A 16,851-nucleotide genomic window follows, 5' to 3' on the forward strand; every position below is an offset into this window, starting at 1 on the left:
GGCTGGCCCTTTAGCGCTCCGTCACCATCTCGCCTAACCTCAGCCCTTCCGGTCGGTGCCGCGTTGAGCCGGCATCCCTTCGCAATCGAGGTGTCCCCGATGCGCCTAGCCCATCCCGTCCTCGCCCTGATGATCGCCGGCCTGCCCGCGCTGGCCCAGGGCCAGCCCGCGCCGACCGCGCCCGCACAGGTGGCGCCGCTGCCCGCCCCCCCCGCCGCGGCACCGCCCACCAATGCGCCGCCGGCGATGCCCATGCGGGACGTGCCGCCCTCCTTCGCGCCGCTGGCACGCCAGCTTCTGCCGGCGGTGGTGAACATCTCGACGACCCAGAATTCCCAGGCCCGGGCCAACCGGCCGGATGCGCCGGACATGCCGCAGGCCCCGCCCGGCAGCCCCTTCGAGGAATTCTTCCGGGACTTCTTCAACCGCAACCGGCCGGGGCAGCCCGGCCAGCCGGGGCAGGGGCCGGAGCAGCAGCGGCCGCGCCGGGCGCAGTCGCTCGGCTCCGGCTTCATCATCGACACCAGCGGCATCGTGGTGACCAACAACCACGTCATCGACGGCGCCGACGAGATCAACGTCATCCTCCAGGACAACACGTCGATCCGGGCGGAGCTTCTGGGCACCGACCCGCGGACCGACCTCGCCGTGCTGCGGATCAAGACCGACAAGCCGCTGCATGCCGTGCAGTTCGGCGACAGCGACTCGGCGCAGGTCGGCGACTGGGTGCTGGCGATCGGCAACCCCTTCGGCCTCGGCGGCACGGTCACGGCCGGCATCGTCTCGGCCCGCGGGCGGGACATCCGCCAGGGCATGTATGACGACTTCATTCAAACCGATGCCGCCATCAACCGCGGCAATTCCGGCGGGCCGCTGTTCAACCTGGACGGCCAGGTCGTCGGAATCAACACCGCGATCTACTCGCCTTCCGGCGGATCGATCGGCATCGGCTTCTCCATCCCCTCCAACCTGGCGCGCAACATCACCGCTCAGCTCCGCGAGACGGGCAAGGTGCGGCGCGGCTGGCTCGGCGTGAACATCCAGCAGGTGACGGACGAGATCGCCGAGAGCCTCGGCCTTCAGGGCGGCGGCCGCGGCGCGCTGGTGGCCCGTGCCCAGGAGGACGGTCCGGCGGCCAAGGCCGGCATCCGCAACGGGGACGTGGTCCTGCGCTTCAACGGCCAGGACGTGCGGGAGATGCGCACCCTGCCGCGCATCGTGGCGGAGACGCCGGTCGGCCGGCCGGTGCCGGTGGTGGTCTGGCGCGACGGGCGCGAGCAAACCGTCAACGTCACTGTCGGCGAGCTGCCGGCCGAGCCGCAGCAAGCCGCGGCGACGCCTGCTCCGCAGGCGAACCGGCCGACGGAGCTGTCTGGCCTCGGCCTCCGCGTCGCGCCGATCTCGCCGGAGACGCGGGAGCGGTTCAGCCTAAAGCCGGACCAGCGCGGCGTGGTCGTCATGGAGGTGGCACCCGACAGCCCCGCCGCCGAGCGGGAGTTGCGCCCTGGCGACGTCATCGTCGAGGTGCAGCAGGAGCGGGTGACGACTCCGCAGGAGGTCCAGGCGAAGCTGGAGCAGCTCCGCCGGCAGAACCGCCCGAGCGCGCTGCTGCTGATCGAGACGGCGCAGGGCCAGCGCTTCGTCCCGCTGCGGCTGCGCGGCGAGCGGGGCAGCCCGGGCTGACAGGTCAAGGCGTCGCGGGCTGGCCTCAGCCCGCGACGATCTCGTCCGCCCGGTAGCCCTGCGCGAAGAGCAGGGCCCGGAGATCGGCATGATCGACCCGCGCCCGCGCCGCGGCCGCGACCACTGGCTTGGCCCGGAAGGCGATGCCGAGGCCGGCGGCCTGCAACATGGCGAGGTCGTTGGCGCCATCGCCCACGGTCAGCGTATCGGAGAGCGGCAGGCCGTGCTCGGCCGAGAGGCGCTTCAGTGTCGCCAGCTTGGCGTCGCGATCGAGGATCGGCTCCTCCACCTGCCCGGTCAGCTTGCCATCCGCCACGCCCAGGGTGTTGGAGTAGTGGGCATGGAAGCCGAGCCTCTCCGCCACCCGCCCCGTGAAGAAGGTGAAGCCGCCGGAGACGATGGCGCAATGCGCGCCATGGGCCCGCATGGTGGCGACCAGTGCCCAGGCGCCCGGGGTGATCTCGGTGGCCTTCCAGGTTTCTTCGAGCGCCGCTGCATCGAGGCCGGCGAGCAGGCCAACGCGCTCCGCCAGCGCCTCCCGGAAATCCAGCTCGCCATTCATCGAGCGGCGGGTGATGGCGGCGATCCGGTCTTTCAGCCCGGCATAGGCCGCCAACTCGTCCAGCGTCTCGCTGGTGACGATGGTGCTGTCCATATCGGCCAGCAGCAGGCGCTTGCGGCGGCCCTCGGCGGGGAGCGCGATGGCATCGACCGGCGCCTCCTCCAGCACGGCGCGGGCGGTGACGGTCGCCTGCTCCGGCGAGAGGCCGGCGAAGGGGATGTCGGCAGCCTCCTCCGGAGCGAGCCAGTCCGGCGTGCCGGCATCGGCCCCGAGATCGGCCAGCGCGGCGCGGAGCCGGGCGAGGGTGGTGGTGGCAAGGCCGCCGGCGAGGGCCACCAGGGTCAGGACATGGGACATGCGGGCGGGGATATGCCGGGGCGGGCGGCATGACGCAACGGCGGCTTGCGTTGCTGCTCGCCGGGCCGACGGCGAGCGGGAAGTCGGCCCTGGCCCTGGCGCTCGCCCGACGCTTCGGCGGCACCGTCATCAATGCCGATTCCATGCAGCTCTACCGTGAGCTCCGCGTGCTGACCGCGCGGCCGACGCCGGAGGAGGAGGCGCTGGCCCCCCATCGCCTCTACGGCATCCGCCCAGCGGCCGAGGCGGCGAGCGTCGCCTGGTGGCGCGAGGCGGCGCTGGCCGAGATGGAGCGGGCGGAGTTGCCCATCCTCTGCGGCGGGACCGGCCTCTACTTCCTCTCGCTGACCGATGGCCTTTCCGCCATCCCTCCCGTGCCGGCCGAGGCGCGGACGGAGGCGCGGGCGCTGCTGGCCACGCTCGGTGCGCCGGGCCTGCATGCGCGGCTGGATGCGGAGACGGCCACCCAGCTCCGCCCGGGCGACAGCCAGCGCGTCACCCGGGCCTATGAGGTGCTCATCGGCACCGGGCGCGGTCTTGCCGTCTGGCAGAGGGAAGCGCCGCAGACCGGCCCAGCACCCTGGCGCTTTGCCGCCATCCGCCTCGACCCGCCGCGGGACGTGCTGCGCGAGGCTATCGCCGCCAGGTTCGATGCAATGCTGGCAGGCGGCGCGATGGAGGAGGTGCAGGCCCTACTCGCCCAGAAGCTCGATGCCGCCCTGCCGGCGATGCGCGCCCATGGCGTGCCGGAATTGGCCGCCGTGCTGCGTGGCGAGATGGCGCCGGAGGCGGCGCGGCAGCGGGCGATCCTCAATACCGGCCAGTACACCAAGCGGCAGGCGACCTGGTTCCGCCACCATGAGTTGGCCGCCCCGAGCGAGACGCATATCATCCATGCGCGTATGACGGGCCGCGCGCAATTTCAGGAAAGCGAATTGGCAGAAATCTTCGCATTTGTTGAGAAGCGACGTTGACCTACCCGGAGGAGGGGTCTAAGCCTCCCGCTCCGCCACGACCGGGGTCAACCCGGTGGGGCGATGTGTTTTCGAGGAGCCCGCCATGTCCGCCACCCTGCAGACCGCCGAGACCCGCACCATGACCGGTGCGGAGATCGTCCTTCAGGCGCTGAAGGACAATGGCGTCGAGGTCATCTTCGGCTACCCCGGCGGCGCCGTATTGCCGCTTTACGATGCGCTGTTCCAGCAGAACGCCATCCGCCACATCCTGGTTCGGCACGAGCAGGCGGCGGTGCATGCCGCTGAGGGCTATGCCCGTTCCACCGGCAAGGTCGGCGTGGTGCTGGTGACGAGCGGCCCGGGCGCGACCAATGCCGTCACCGGCCTCGTCGATGCGCTGATGGACAGCATCCCGGTGATCTGCCTGACCGGCCAGGTGCCGACGCATCTCATCGGCAACGACGCCTTCCAGGAGGCGGACACCACCGGCATTACCCGCCCGGCGACCAAGCACAACTACCTGGTCAAGGACATCAAGAAGCTCGCCGGCACGGTCCACGAGGCCTTCTACGTGGCGAAGTCCGGCCGGCCCGGCCCGGTGGTGATCGACCTGCCGAAGGACATCCTGATCGGCAAGGGCCCCTACAGCGAGGCGCCGCAGGCTCCGCATCGCAGCTACCGCCCGCAGACCGAGCCGGACATGGCGAGCATCCAGGCCGCCGTGCGGCTGCTGAAGGGGGCGAAGCGGCCCATCGTCTATGCCGGCGGCGGCGTCATCAATGCCGGGCCGGAGGCCGCCCGCCTGCTCGGCGAGTTCGTGCATATGACGCGCATGCCCTGCACCAACACGCTGATGGGGCTCGGTGCCTTCCCCTCCGAGGACCCGCAATTCCTCGGCATGCTGGGGATGCACGGGACCTACGAGGCGAACCTCGCCATGCATGGCTGCGACGTCATGCTGAATATCGGAGCCCGCTTCGACGACCGGGTGACGGGGCGGCTCAACGCCTTCTCGCCGAACTCGAAGAAGATCCACGCCGATATCGACCCGTCCTCCATCAACAAGAACGTCAAGGTCGACGTGGCGATCGTCGGCGATGCGGGGGCGGTGCTGAAGGCGCTGATCGAGTGCTGGCAGGCCGATGAGCAGCCGCAGGAAAAGGCCGCTATCACCGAGTGGTGGCGGGCCATCGATGGCTGGCGCGGCACGGGCTGCCTGCAGTACCGGCAGGAAGGCAGCATCATCAAGCCGCAGCATGCGGTGAAGCGCCTCTACGAGATCACCCGCGAGATGGGGCGCGAGACCTTCATCACCACCGAGGTCGGCCAGCACCAGATGTGGGCGGCGCAGTATTTCGGCTTCCAGAAGCCGAACCGCTGGATGACCTCGGGCGGGCTCGGCACCATGGGCTACGGCCTGCCGGCGGCGATGGGCGTGCAGATCGCCCACCCGGATGCGCTCGTCATCGACATCGCCGGCGAGGCCAGCATCCTGATGAACATCCAGGAGATGGGAACGCTGGCGCAGTACCGCCTGCCGGTGAAGGTCTTCATCCTGAACAACGAGTACATGGGCATGGTGCGGCAGTGGCAGGAGCTGCTGCATGGCAGCCGCTACTCGGAGAGCTATTCCGAGGCGCTGCCGGATTTCGTCCGCCTCGCCGAGGCCTTCCATGCCCGCGGCATGCGGGTGACGGAGGCGAGCCAGCTCGACGATGCAATCCGTGAGATGATCGCGCATCCCGGCCCAGTCATCGCCGACATCGCCGTCGCCAAGGACGAGAACTGCTTCCCGATGATCCCCTCGGGTGCGGCGCATAACGAGATGATCCTGGCCCCCGGCCAGGAGGGTGGCGTCACCGGCGTGACGGATGAGGGCAAGGTCCTGGTCTGACCGTCCGACCCTTGCCGATCCATTCCGGGGCGGCTACGCCCCGCGCGCTCTCCTGCCCTTGGCTGACCGATGCCTGACCCCCTGGAAACCACGCTCCGCAACGCGACCATCGCCGTGCTCGTCGAGAACGAGGCCGGCATCCTCGCGCGCGTCGTCGGCCTCTTCTCCGGCCGCGGCTACAATATCGAGAGCCTGACCGTCGCACCCGTCGACGCCGACCGGCGCCTGTCGCGCATCACCATCGTCACCAGCGGCACCGACATGGTGATCGAGCAGATCAAGGCGCAGCTCGACCGGCTGGTGCCGGTCCACAAGGTGAGCGACCTGACGCTGGAGGGCCCACACCTCGCCCGCGAGCTGGCGCTCATCAAGGTCGTCGGCAAGGGCGAGGCGCGGATGGAGGCGCTGCGCCTCGCAGATGCCTTCCGCGCCCGCGTGGTGGATGCCACCATCGAAAGCTTCGTCTTCGAGATGACGGGAGCGGGCGAGAAGCTCGATGCCTTCATCGCGCTGATGCGGCCGATCGGCCTGGCCGAGGTGTCGCGCACCGGCGTCGTCGCCATCGCCCGTGGGCCCGGCGGTTTCGAGGCCTGATTCGTTTTTTGTTGCAGTGAGGAGGAGCGCGATCATGCGCGTGTATTACGACCGCGATGCGGATGTGAACCTGATCAAGGCCAAGAAGGTCGCGATCATCGGCTTCGGCAGCCAGGGCCATGCGCATGCGATGAACCTGCGCGACAGCGGCGTCGCCGATGTGGCGATCGGCGTGCGCCAGGGCGGCTCCTGGAAGAAGGCCGAGGATGCCGGCTTCAAGGTCATGTCCCCGGCCGATGCAGCCAAGTGGGCCGACGTCGTCATGGTCCTCACGCCGGACGAGCTGCAGGGCGACCTCTACCGCGAGGCGCTCGGCCCGAACATGAAGGAGGGCGCCGCGCTCGCCTTCGCCCATGGCCTCAATGTCCATTTCAACCTGCTCGATCCGCGGCCGGACCTCGACGTCTTCATGATTGCGCCGAAGGGCCCGGGCCACACCGTGCGCTCCGAGTACCAGCGCGGCGGCGGCGTGCCCTGCCTTGTGGCGCTCGCCCAGAACCCCTCGGGCAACGGGCTCGAGATCGCGCTCTCCTATGCCTCGGCCATCGGCGGCGGTCGCGCCGGCGTCATCGAGACGACCTTCAAGGAAGAGTGCGAGACCGACCTCTTCGGCGAGCAGACGGTGCTCTGCGGCGGCCTGGTCGAGCTCATCAAGGCCGGCTTCGAAACGCTGGTCGAGGCGGGCTACGCCCCGGAGATGGCCTATTTCGAGTGCCTGCACGAGGTGAAGCTGATCGTCGACCTCATCTATGAGGGCGGCATCGCCAACATGAACTACTCGATCTCCAACACCGCCGAGTATGGCGAGTACATCACCGGCCCGCGCATCATCACCGCCGAAACCAAGGCCGAGATGAAGCGGGTGCTGGACGACATCCAGAGCGGCAAGTTCGCCCGCGACTGGATGCTGGAGAACCGGGTGAACCAGGCGAGCTTCAAGGCAACCCGCCGCCGCCTCGCCGAGCACCCGATCGAGGAAGTGGGCGAGAAGCTCCGCGCGATGATGCCCTGGATCAAGAAGAACGCCCTGGTCGACAAGGCGAAGAACTGAGCCGGAGGGGCGGGGGAAGCTTCCCCCGCCCAGCCTGCCTAAACGCCGCCGTTTTTGTGGATCGGGTCGATCCACAGCACCTCTTCCGGCTTCTCGACCGGCTCGATGTCGAGATTGACCACCACCGCCTCGTTGTCCGAACGGACCAGCACGCAGCGCAGCGTCTCGTCGGTCGACGCGTTGATCTCCTGGTGCGGTACATAGGGCGGCACGAAGATGAAGTCGCCCGGCCCGGCTTCCGCGACGAATTCCAGCTTCTCCCCCCAGCGCATGCGGGCGCGGCCGGAGACGATGTAGATCACGCTCTCCAACGCGCCGTGGTGGTGGGCGCCCGTCTTCGCATTCGGGTGGATGTGCACGGTCCCCGCCCAGATCTTCTGCGCCCCGACGCGCGCAGCGTTGATGGCGGCGGCGCGGTTCATCCCCGGGGTCTGCGCCGTATTGGCATCGAGCTGGTCGCCGGGAATGACCCGGACGCCGGTATGCTTCCACCCGTCATCCGGGGGCGTGTCGTGGCTGTGATGGCCGTCATGCGGCATGGCGCGAACTCCTTGGTCGTGCCCCGATCATAGCCCGGCGAAGAGCTCCGTCGACAGATAGCGCTCGGCAAAGGAGGGAGCGATGCCCACCACCAGCCCGCCCCGCATCTCCCGCGCCACCTGCAGCGCCGCATGCAGCATGGCGCCGGACGAGATGCCGACCGGCAGCCCCTCAAGCTGGGCGCAGCGGCGGGCGGCGGCGATCGCCTCCCGCTCCGCGACGCGCATCACCCCGTCGAGCCGCTCGAGCTCCAGCACCGCCGGCTTGAACCCGGCGCCGATGCCCTGGATGCCATGCGGTCCCGGTTCGTCGCCCGAGAGCACGGCGCTCTCGGCCGGCTCCACCCCAATGATGCGGAGGCCGGGCTTGCGCGGCTTCAAGGCCCGGGCGATGCCGGTCAGCGTCCCGCCCGTGCCGAGACCACCGATGACGACATCGACGGCGCCATCGGTATCGGCCCAGATCTCCTCCGCCGTGGTGGCGGCATGGATCTCCGGATTGGCGGGGTTGTCGAACTGCTTCGGCATCCAGGCGCCAGGCGTCGCGGCGAGGATGGCCTCGGCCCTGGCGATGGCCCCGGCCATGCCGCGGCGAGCCGGGGTCAACTCCAGTTCGGCGCCCATCAGCCGCATCATCTTGCGCCGCTCGATGCTGGCGCCGTCCGGCATGACGACGATCAGCCGGTAGCCCTTGGCGGCAGCGACGAAGGCCAACGCGATGCCGGTATTGCCGGAGGTCGGCTCCACCAGTGTGGAGCGGCCGGGGGAGATCAGCCCCTCGCGCTCCGCCGCCTCGACCATGGCGAGGCCGATGCGGTCCTTCACCGAGCCGAGCGGGTTGAAGAATTCCAGCTTGAGGGCGAGGTCGGCGCCGAGGCCCTCGGCTGCCTTCAGCCGCGGCAGCCGCACCAGCGGAGTGCCGCCGACGATCTCCAGCACGCTGTCATAGATCCGCCCGCGTGGGGTCAGGGAGACATTGTCTTTCACCATGATGCATGTGGGTATCACGGTTCCACAGCCAAGATGAGGGGGTAGGGGCGCTACCCAGCGCCCCGGGGCCATGCCAAGCTGGCAGCGGAGGAAACGGAGCCGACCCATGGCCCATCTAGGCACCATGCCGCGCCTCGCGCGCCGGCTGCTGCTCGCCAGCCCGCTGCTCGCCACGCCGGCGCTTGCGCAGGGCCCGCGGGCGATCACGCTCATCGTCCCCTATCCCCCCGGCGGCAGCAGCGACAACGTCGCCCGGCCGATCCAGCAGCCGCTGGCGGAGGCGCTGGGCCAACCGGTGCTGATCGAGAATCGTGGTGGCGCCGGCGGCTCGATCGGCGCTGCCCTGGTGGCGCAGGCGAGGCCAGATGGGCTGACCCTGCTGGTCTGGCCGACCGCGGTGCTGACCATCAGCCCGCACATGATGCGCCTGCCCTATGACCCGCAGCGGGACTTCACCCCCATCGCCATGCTGGCCATCTCGGATGGCGTGGTGGCGATGCACCCTTCGGTGCCGGTGCGGGACATCCATGCGCTGGTGACTTATGCCAAGGCCAATCCCGGCAAGCTGCGCTTCAGTTCCGCCGGCAACGGCACCATCACCCAGATGACGGGCGAGATCTTCGCCCATGCGGCCGGCATCCGGCTGGAGCATGTTCCCTATCGCGGCTCCGCCCCGGCGCTGACCGCGCTGCTGGCCGGCGATGTGGAACTGCAATTCGACCCGGTCGCCACGCCGCCGGTGAAGGACGGTCGCCTGATCGGCCTCGCCACCACCGGCGAGACGCGGAGCCCGGAACTGCCCGAACTGCCGACGCTGCGCGAGCTTGGCCTCTACGGCGAGGGCGGCCTCGCCTTCTTCGGCCTGGCCGGGCCGGCGGGGATGCCGCCGGAGTTGGTGGCACGGCTGGTCGGGGCGCTGGAGCGGGTGCTGGCTATGCCGGAGGTGGCGCGGGCCATGGCGCCGGTCGGCCTCCGCCCGCAGCTCGAGGCGGGCGAGGCCTTCGCCAACCGCATCCAGCAGGACCGGGCGATCTTCGGAGAGGCGGTGCGCCGTACGGGAGCGAAAGTGGAATGAGCTTCGAGCACATCAAGTCCTGGGACGATGGCCCTGTCCGCATCGTCGCACTGAACCGGCCGGACAAGGGCAATGCCATCACCCGGCTGATGGCGGAGGAGATCCAGGCGGCGATGCAGGAATTCGCCACCTCCGACCAGCGCGTCGCGGTGCTGACAGGAATGGGCGAGAAGGCCTTCTCCTTCGGCGCCGACGTGGGGGAGCCGCCGGAGCTCTGGCGCGCCGTCCCCAATGTCGGCTGGCAGACCGACAAGCCGCTGATCTGCGCGGTGGAGGGCTGGTGCATCGGCGGCGCGCTGGTCCTCGCCATGATGGCCGACCTCGCCGTCTGCGGCAGTTCGGCGAAATTCTACTATCCGGAGGCGAAGCTCGGCCTCACCGGCGGGATGATCGCCGCATTGCCCTCCCGCATCCCGCATAAGTTTGCGATGGAGCTGACCCTGCTCTGCCGCACCTTCGACGCGGCGAAGTCGGAGCGCGTTGGCCTGGTGAATGAGGTGGTGCCGGATGGCGGCGCTCTTGCCAGGGCGATCGAGTGGGGCAAGGAGATGGCCGGCTTCGCACCGTTGGTCACCGGCGCCATCAAGCGGATGGTGCTGGACGACATCCTGCCGCGCGGTCCCTCCGAGCAATGGGCCTTGCAGGGCCAGCGGTTGAACGGCATCCGCAACTCGGAGGATTTTCAGGAGGGCGTCGCCGCCTTCCGCGAACGACGCCCGCCGCAATTCAAGGGGCGGTAGGGCTCAGGGGATCGTATGGCCCGGCGCCGCGCCGGCCGTCCGGTTCCATACGGCGGCGCATTCGCCCCAGACGCGGTTGCAACTGTCGCGGAAGGTCGGGCGGCCATGACGGTCCGTTCCTGCGCCTCGGGCATGCCGGCCAGCATCTCCCAGCGCCAGCCATGGGCACTGACCTCATGCCCGGCGGCAGCCGGCACCGCAGCCAGCACGGGCGTCACCGCGACCGCGCGCCCGCAGCAGGAGAATGTCGCCTTCACCCCGAAGCGGTTGAACAGGCCCAGAATCCGCCAGATCCCGCCCCGCGAGCCATAGGCGAAATGCGTCTCCATGCAGGGATCGGGATGGCCCTCGACCAGCTGGGGCTTTCCGGCACGCGCTCGTTCCGCTCGTCGCCGCTGGCAATGGAGAGCTCCGCCCCCTCCTCGACATTGACTACGAAGGACAAGGCGAGGCGGGCGCCGCTGGGCCAACGCGGATCGGGCGGGGTGCGGCCATAGCCGGCCAAGTCGCGCGTCGCGGGTGGCATCCCGCCGGGGAGGTCTGTCATGCGGCGCTCCATTGGGCGCCTTCAATCTGCAATGCCCATGCCAATCCTGAGCCGGCCTAGTGGGCCGACTCTGGCGCCGCAACGGGCAGCCTGCCCAAGCCCTGCGGCCAAATTCCCGAAAAGCGTCCTCAGGCGAGGGCGGCGCTCGGCTCCGGCCCGAGTGCCGCTTCCAGCGCCGCCAGCGTCTCGTCGGCGACGGCTAGGACCGAGGCGCGGAGCGCCATCGCCTCCGCCGGCGGCAGCCGCCGCGCATCGGCCTGGAATTGCCGCGACACCGCCGCCAACCGGCTCGCGCCGAGCGTCGCGGCGGAGCCGGTCAGCCGATGCGCCGCGGCGATGGCCTCACTCACCATCTCCGGCCCGGCGGCGCGCAGCACCCGCGCCTGCTCGGCGATCTCCTGCAGGAAGACCGGGGCCAGCCTACTCGCCGCCGCATCGTCGAGACCAGGAATGGCCAGCTTGCCATCCGTCCCGCGTCGCGCGAGCAGCGGCAGTTCCGGCTTCGCCTCCGCCAAGACGGGGGCCGGTGGCACGGCGGGCCGGGCAGTGGCCTCGACGGCGGTCAGCCGCTCGAGCGACGCCATCAGCGCATCCCGCTCGATCGGCTTCGCCAGATGCGCATTCATCCCGGCCGCATGGCAGGCGGCGATGTCCTCGGCGAAGGCGCTCGCGGTAACGGCGAGGATCGGCACCTGTCCGGCCGGCGCCGGCAGCTGGCGGATGCGGCGCGTCGCTTCCAGCCCGTCCATTCCGGGCATCATCACATCCATCAGCACCACGTCATAGGGCCGCGCCGGCGCCGCCTTGGCCAGCGCATCGAGGGCGAGCGAGCCGTCCGAGACGCATTCCACGACATGCCCGCAGGATTCGAGCAGCGCCCGCGCCACCGCCAAGTTGGCCGGCACGTCATCCGCGACCAGCACGCGGAGCGGACGCTGCTCGGCCACTGGCTGCACCGCCTCGGCCGGCTGGGCCTCGGCCGCGGCGAGAGGCAACAGCGGCAGCTCCACCCAGAAGATGGCGCCATGCCCGCTCGGCGAGGCGAGGTTGTCGATGCAGCCGATGCTGCCTTCCATCTGCGCTGCGATGCCGGCGGCGATGGCGAGGCCGAGGCCTGTGCCGCCCGCCCGCTCGCCGCGATCGAGCTGGACGAAGTCACCGAACACGACCTTCCGCTTCGCCTCCGGCACGCCTGGGCCGGTATCCCGCACCTCGATCCGCACCGGCTGGTGGCCCTTCGCGCCGGGACTGCCGGCGAGCCGGGCGACCAGCTCCACAGTCCCGCCGGCTGGGGTGAATTTCACCGCGTTGGAGAGCAGGTTGAGCAGCAGCTGGCGCAGCCTGGTCGGGTCGGCCTGGACCAGGGGTGGCAGCTCCGCCGCGACCTGGACGCGCAGCGTCAGCTGCTTCTCCTCCGCCGCTGGACGGACCAGCGTGGCGGCGCTGTCCAGCAGCTCGCCCAAGCGGGTCGGGGCGAGGCGCAGCTCCAGCCGCCCCGCCTCCACCTTGGCGAGGTCGAGCACGTCATTGGCGACGGTGACGAGGTGCCGTCCCGCATCCTCGAGCGTCCGCGCCCGAGCGCGCTGCTCGCCGGAGAGGGCCGGGTCCCGCGCCAGGGCCTGGGCGAGGCCGAGCACGCCGTTCAGCGGGGTACGCAGCTCATGGCTCATCTGGGCGAGGAATCGGGACTTGGCCGCGGTCGCCGCCGCCGACTGGTCGCGCGCCAGGGCGAGGTCGCTCATCGCCCGCTTCAGGGTCGTGATGTCGGTGCGGATGCCGACGGTGCCGCCATCCGGCGTCTGCCGCGCGCTGACCATCAGCCAGCGCCCGTCAGGCAGCAGCCGCTCGATGCTGGGGTGGTTGCCGCGGTGCCAGGCGATGGTCTCGGCTACGAAGCGCTCGATATCCTCGCCCGCCTGAGGATACTGGCCGCGCCGGGCGCCCTCGCGGATGATGTCCTCGAATTTGGCGCCCACGGTGATGAAGGGCGCGCTGACGGCATAGAGCTCGCGGTAGCGCTGGTTGCAGATCACCAGGCGGTCGTCGGCATCGAACATGACGAAGCCGTCCGGCATGGTCTCGATCGCACCTTCGAGCACCGCCCGCGCCCGGGCCCGCTCGGCGTCGACCCGCTCGCGCTGGCGCAGCGCGTGGTATAGCGCCGCGGCCAGCGCCACCAGCAGCAGGCCGAGGCTGGCGGCGACGATGATGAGGCGCCGGCGGTCCTGCGTCCAGCCGGCGAAGGCGGCACCCTCGTCGTAGCTCGCCACCACATACATGTCCCGGTAGAGGATCGACTTGGCCGCAGCCAGCACCGGCCTGTCCTGGAAGCGGCCGGGGATCAGCGCCGCGCTGCCATCGGCCGGCAAGGTGGTGGCGGTGCGGGCGAGCGGCCGACCCATCCGGGTCTCGTCATGCGGCAGGGATGCGAGCACCCGCCCGTCCGCCCGCTCGACCGAGATGCGCAGCCCCGGCACCTCGCCGATCGGCGCGAGCAGCGTGGCGACCAGGGAGACCGGCACCTCGGCCATGCCGACCACCGGGCCGATGCCGGGGAGTTCCATGGCGCGCAGGAACATCAGCGACCATTCCCCGGTCAGCGGATTGCGCGCCGGCCCGCTGATGACGGCCGCGCCCAGCCCGGCGGCCCCTGCCAGCGCCGCCGGCTCGATCGGCGGCGGCCGGCTGCGCGAGGCAGCGAGCGCCGCGGCCCAGGGCCTGCCATCGGGCAGCACCAGCACCAGGTCGCGGAAGCTGAAATTCTGGAAGTTCAGCTCGCGCAGCATGCGGTTGGCCGCCGCCGGCTCGATCCGGCCGTTGCTGGCAACCTGGTTCAGCAAGGCGGGCAGCCCGGCCAGCATGCCGTCGACGGCGAGGAAATGCCGGTTGACGGTGCTCTCGGCCACGCGGGTGACGCGTTGCACCGTCTCCCGCGCCGCCTGCTCCGTTGTGCGGTGCAGGCGGTCGATCAGCAGGCTGGTGCCGAAGCAGAGTGCCGCCAGCAGCAGCGTGGCGATCAGCAGGACGGCGAGGCGGAAGCGGCGTTGCTGCATGCTATTCGGGCCGTGCCAAAATGCCCCGGCTGGGGGCCATGGTGGTGTTCCAGGTGTCGATGCAGTCGCTGCCGCAGCGGCGAATCCAGCTCGGCAGGATCACGTCGCGCAGCAGCTGGGCGCGGCGCTGGCGGTCGCGCGGCTCGTCATCCAGCACCACCATTTGGCCGCGGGTGCCATGGACGCATTCCGGCCGGCCGGCATTGCAGGCGAAGCCTTCCTCCGTCTCCTGTTCGGCCGCGCGCCAGATCTGCTCCTGCAATTCGCCAAGACCGGCCTGCAGCTGGCCGCGAACCTCCTGCGGCAGGGCCGCCCAGGCGCCGGCATTGGCGCCGAAGACCGACACGCCCCAGCTGATCGCCTGGCGGGAGACATAGGTGGCGATGCCCGGCAGGCCGAGCGTGTTGCCCGAGAGGCTGCCGGTCACGGCGCATTCGACGATGCCGCCGCGCAGCGCCGCCGGAATCTCGGCGAAGGGCGTCACCACCGGGATCGCTCCCAGCGCCTCGAACAGCTCGCTCTGCCCGACCGAGGAGACGCGGATGCGGCGCCCGCTCAGGTCGCCGAGGCCGGAGAAGGGCTGGCGGCAGAAGACCACCTGCGCCGGATAGGCATAGACGGCAAGCAGCACCACGTTGAACCGCTCCTTCAGCAGCGCCTCGAGCCGAGGGCGGAGCAGCGTCACGGTGCGGCGGAGCGTGCCGAAATCGGGATTCGTCACCGGCAGGTCCACGGCGTTGATCTCCGGCTCGTCGCCCGCCGAGACCGAGAGCGGCACCGTGCCGAAAGGCACCACGCCAAGCCGCATGAGCGGCAGCATCTCCGGCCCGCGGATGCCGCTGCGGTCGAAGGGAGCGATCTCCACCCGGACCCGGCCTTGGGTGAGTTGCGTCACCTGCTCGGTCCAGAAGGGCATCTCATGGCGGGTGTACTGGGCGACGCCGGCCAACCCGCCAACGATCTTCAAGGATATCGGCGGATCATCGGCGAGGGCTGGGCGGGTGCCGGACAAGGCGAGGCAGACCAGCATGATCCGTAGGACGAACAGCCAATCGCCGCACCGGAGCGGTGGCCCAGCCAGGAAGCGCCGACGCAATACCATGACGACCTCTTCTCTCCGGCGCCGGCTGGGCGGTGCGATACCATGGGCCTCGCCCATCACCTTACTTTGCTTGCAGCTTCGTTAACCTGAGCGATACGATTCGCTTTGCCTCCATCCTAACGGTCCTTGTCACAGGTTGCGACGACCATCCTTCCGGCTGGTTTGGCTCCTCGCCGCTTCCGATGCCTGCCGATTGTGGCTGTTCTGGCGGAACTCGTCAGGTTTCCCGGCCGGCACGAGGAGGGGGGCGAGGGTCGGGAGTGCCGTCTGCCAGGGCCAGGCTTCTTGCGGCTTGCCGAAAGCCTATGACGGTCACGGCACAGCGGGAAGCACCTCGGCTGCCCTGAAACGCGCCGCCGTCACCGCATCGCCATTGAGCGCCGCCAGCACCTGCGCGCGCCCCGCCGCGCTGCCGGCCAGCGCAACCGCCCGCTCGAACCAGGCGCATTGCCCGCGCACCCTGGCCTGGAACAGCCGGTCGAGCGCCACCGCCGCCGCAGGCCGGCCGGCGCAGCAGGCACAGGCCGCCGCATGCGCTTCCGCCACCATGAATGCCTCGAACGGCAAGCCGGGCCGGGCTAGGGCAGGGGCCTCGGCCAGCAGCGCGGCCGGCGGTCCGGCGGCCAGTGCCGCATCGAGCCCCGCTTCGTCCTTCACCAGCAGCAGCGGGATGCGCGCGTCCAGAGTCCAGGCCATGACATCCTCCTTCAGCCACTAGACATAAGGATATCTTTATGTGATATCCAGCACCATGGATGAGCTTCTGGCCCAGCTGCGTGCCGCCGCCGAGCCGACCCGCCTGCGGTTGCTGGCGCTCTGCGCCCGTGGGGCCTTCTGCGTCTCCGATCTCTGCGCCGTGCTCGGCCAGTCCCAGCCCCGCCTGTCGCGCCACCTCAAGCTGCTGGTCGAGGCCGGGTTGCTGGAGCGCCTGCCGGAAGGCGCCAACGTCTATTTCCAGGTTCCCGCCGCCGCCGGCCTCGTTCATCAGCTGCTCGCCCGGCTGCCGGAGGAGGACCCGCTGCTCGCTGCCGACCGGCGCCAGGCGGCTCGCCTCGCCGCCGAGCGTGCCCGCATCGCGTCCGACGCCTTCCGCCGCCATGGCGCCGACTGGGACGAAATGCGCGCCCTGGACTTGCCCGCCGAGGCGATCGAGGCTGCGCTGCTCGCCGCCCTGCCGGAGCGCATCGGCCGCGTCCTCGATATCGGCACCGGCACCGGCCGCCTGCTGGAGCTGCTGGCTCCACGCGCCGAAGCCGCCCTTGGCGTCGACGCCAGCCGCGACATGCTGGCCCTGGCCCGCGCCCGCCTGGCCGAGCGCGGCCTCGGCGCCCATTGCGCCGTACGCCAGGCCGACATGTACCGCCTGCCGCTGCCCGATGCCGGCTTCGACCTCGTGACCATGCAGATGGTCCTGCACTATGCCGAGGACCCGGCCGCCGCCCTGGCCGAGGCCGCCCGCGTGTTGCGGCCCGATGGCCTGCTGCTGATCCTCGACCTCGCCCCGCATGGCCGGGCCGAATTGCTGGACCGCCACGCCCATCGCTGGCCCGGTTTCGATGATGCCGGAATCGCCGGTTGGCTCGGTCCCGCCGGCTACGCGCCGTTGCCTCCCGCCACCATCCCCGGCCCGCTGGAGGTTCGCCTCTGGCCGGCCCGCCGCCTCGCGGTGCCTGCCGCCGCCCTGCCTGCCCTGACCTTCTAGGAAGCC

At 70.5% G+C, this 16,851-nt stretch carries 16 protein-coding genes; 8 read left to right on the forward strand and 8 right to left on the reverse strand.

Annotation, left to right across the window (positions count from 1 at the left end; genetic code table 11):
• Positions 1–99 precede the first annotated feature (99 nt).
• The gene (locus EP26_RS15045) at positions 100–1,683 is read left to right on the forward strand and encodes a DegQ family serine endoprotease (RefSeq protein WP_043339610.1); all 1,584 of its coding nucleotides are present in this window, start codon (positions 100–102) and stop codon (positions 1,681–1,683) included.
• 25 nt (positions 1,684–1,708) lie between these two features.
• Here EP26_RS15045 and serB read toward each other — a convergent pair whose 3' ends face one another.
• On the reverse strand, positions 1,709–2,602 hold the full coding sequence (serB, locus tag EP26_RS15050) for a phosphoserine phosphatase SerB (protein ID WP_043339611.1): 894 nt from the start codon (positions 2,600–2,602) through the stop codon (positions 1,709–1,711).
• A 29-nt stretch (positions 2,603–2,631) separates the two neighbouring features.
• Here serB and miaA point away from each other — a divergent pair, with 29 nt between their 5' ends.
• The 4 genes from miaA to ilvC all read left to right on the forward strand — a co-directional run bounded on the left by miaA (position 2,632) and on the right by ilvC (position 7,097).
• Positions 2,632–3,576 (forward strand): tRNA (adenosine(37)-N6)-dimethylallyltransferase MiaA, encoded by a 945-nt coding sequence (gene miaA / locus EP26_RS15055; RefSeq protein ID WP_043339612.1) that lies wholly within the window; start codon positions 2,632–2,634, stop codon positions 3,574–3,576.
• A gap of 85 nt (positions 3,577–3,661) precedes the next feature.
• Positions 3,662–5,452 carry an acetolactate synthase 3 large subunit gene (locus tag EP26_RS15060; RefSeq protein ID WP_052389216.1) on the forward strand — a complete coding sequence of 597 codons (1,791 nt, stop codon included), beginning with the start codon at positions 3,662–3,664 and terminating at the stop codon, positions 5,450–5,452.
• Between the two features lie 69 nt (positions 5,453–5,521).
• Positions 5,522–6,046: an acetolactate synthase small subunit gene (gene ilvN, locus EP26_RS15065; RefSeq protein WP_043339613.1), complete on the forward strand. Its 525-nt coding sequence runs from the start codon at positions 5,522–5,524 to the stop codon at positions 6,044–6,046.
• Positions 6,047–6,080: 34 nt separating this feature from the next.
• On the forward strand, positions 6,081–7,097 hold the full coding sequence (ilvC, locus tag EP26_RS15070; RefSeq protein ID WP_043339615.1) for a ketol-acid reductoisomerase: 1,017 nt from the start codon (positions 6,081–6,083) through the stop codon (positions 7,095–7,097).
• Positions 7,098–7,135: 38 nt separating this feature from the next.
• On the opposite strand, the gene EP26_RS15075 is transcribed toward ilvC, so the two are convergent.
• A complete protein-coding gene (locus EP26_RS15075; RefSeq protein WP_043339616.1) occupies positions 7,136–7,636 on the reverse strand; it encodes a cupin domain-containing protein in 501 nt (166 codons plus the stop codon).
• Positions 7,637–7,663: 27 nt separating this feature from the next.
• Positions 7,664–8,626 carry a cysteine synthase A gene (cysK, locus tag EP26_RS15080; RefSeq protein WP_043339619.1) on the reverse strand — a complete coding sequence of 321 codons (963 nt, stop codon included), beginning with the start codon at positions 8,624–8,626 and terminating at the stop codon, positions 7,664–7,666.
• 106 nt (positions 8,627–8,732) lie between these two features.
• Between cysK and EP26_RS15085 the strand changes: the two genes are divergently transcribed.
• Together EP26_RS15085 and EP26_RS15090 are read left to right on the forward strand one after the other, a co-directional pair.
• The gene (locus tag EP26_RS15085; RefSeq protein ID WP_052389217.1) at positions 8,733–9,701 is read left to right on the forward strand and encodes a Bug family tripartite tricarboxylate transporter substrate binding protein; all 969 of its coding nucleotides are present in this window, start codon (positions 8,733–8,735) and stop codon (positions 9,699–9,701) included.
• Positions 9,698–10,441: an enoyl-CoA hydratase/isomerase family protein gene (locus EP26_RS15090; protein WP_043339620.1), complete on the forward strand. Its 744-nt coding sequence runs from the start codon at positions 9,698–9,700 to the stop codon at positions 10,439–10,441. The genes EP26_RS15085 and EP26_RS15090 overlap by 4 nt, the downstream gene beginning before the upstream one ends.
• On the opposite strand, the gene EP26_RS38615 is transcribed toward EP26_RS15090, so the two are convergent.
• The 5 genes from EP26_RS38615 to EP26_RS15110 all read right to left on the reverse strand — a co-directional run bounded on the left by EP26_RS38615 (position 10,384) and on the right by EP26_RS15110 (position 15,839).
• Entirely contained in the window at positions 10,384–10,770 is a 387-nt protein-coding gene (locus tag EP26_RS38615; RefSeq protein WP_084112568.1) for a polysaccharide deacetylase family protein, read from the reverse strand. The two genes, EP26_RS15090 and EP26_RS38615, sit on opposite strands and share 58 nt — an antisense overlap.
• Positions 10,695–10,988: a hypothetical protein gene (locus EP26_RS36240; protein ID WP_169747405.1), complete on the reverse strand. Its 294-nt coding sequence runs from the start codon at positions 10,986–10,988 to the stop codon at positions 10,695–10,697. Before EP26_RS36240 ends, EP26_RS38615 begins: the two co-directional genes overlap by 76 nt.
• A 128-nt stretch (positions 10,989–11,116) precedes the next feature.
• The gene (locus EP26_RS31995) at positions 11,117–14,041 is read right to left on the reverse strand and encodes a PAS-domain containing protein (protein ID WP_052389218.1); all 2,925 of its coding nucleotides are present in this window, start codon (positions 14,039–14,041) and stop codon (positions 11,117–11,119) included.
• A gap of 1 nt (position 14,042) precedes the next feature.
• A complete protein-coding gene (locus tag EP26_RS15105; protein ID WP_052389219.1) occupies positions 14,043–15,143 on the reverse strand; it encodes a TRAP transporter substrate-binding protein in 1,101 nt (366 codons plus the stop codon).
• Positions 15,144–15,455: 312 nt separating this feature from the next.
• Positions 15,456–15,839: a hypothetical protein gene (locus tag EP26_RS15110; protein ID WP_043339622.1), complete on the reverse strand. Its 384-nt coding sequence runs from the start codon at positions 15,837–15,839 to the stop codon at positions 15,456–15,458.
• A gap of 55 nt (positions 15,840–15,894) precedes the next feature.
• Here EP26_RS15110 and EP26_RS15115 point away from each other — a divergent pair, with 55 nt between their 5' ends.
• The gene (locus EP26_RS15115; RefSeq protein WP_043339623.1) at positions 15,895–16,845 is read left to right on the forward strand and encodes an ArsR/SmtB family transcription factor; all 951 of its coding nucleotides are present in this window, start codon (positions 15,895–15,897) and stop codon (positions 16,843–16,845) included.
• The last annotated feature ends 6 nt before the right edge of the window (positions 16,846–16,851 follow it).

This window comes from Belnapia moabensis DSM 16746 (genome assembly GCF_000745835.1).
GTDB classification, from domain to species: domain Bacteria; phylum Pseudomonadota; class Alphaproteobacteria; order Acetobacterales; family Acetobacteraceae; genus Belnapia; species Belnapia moabensis.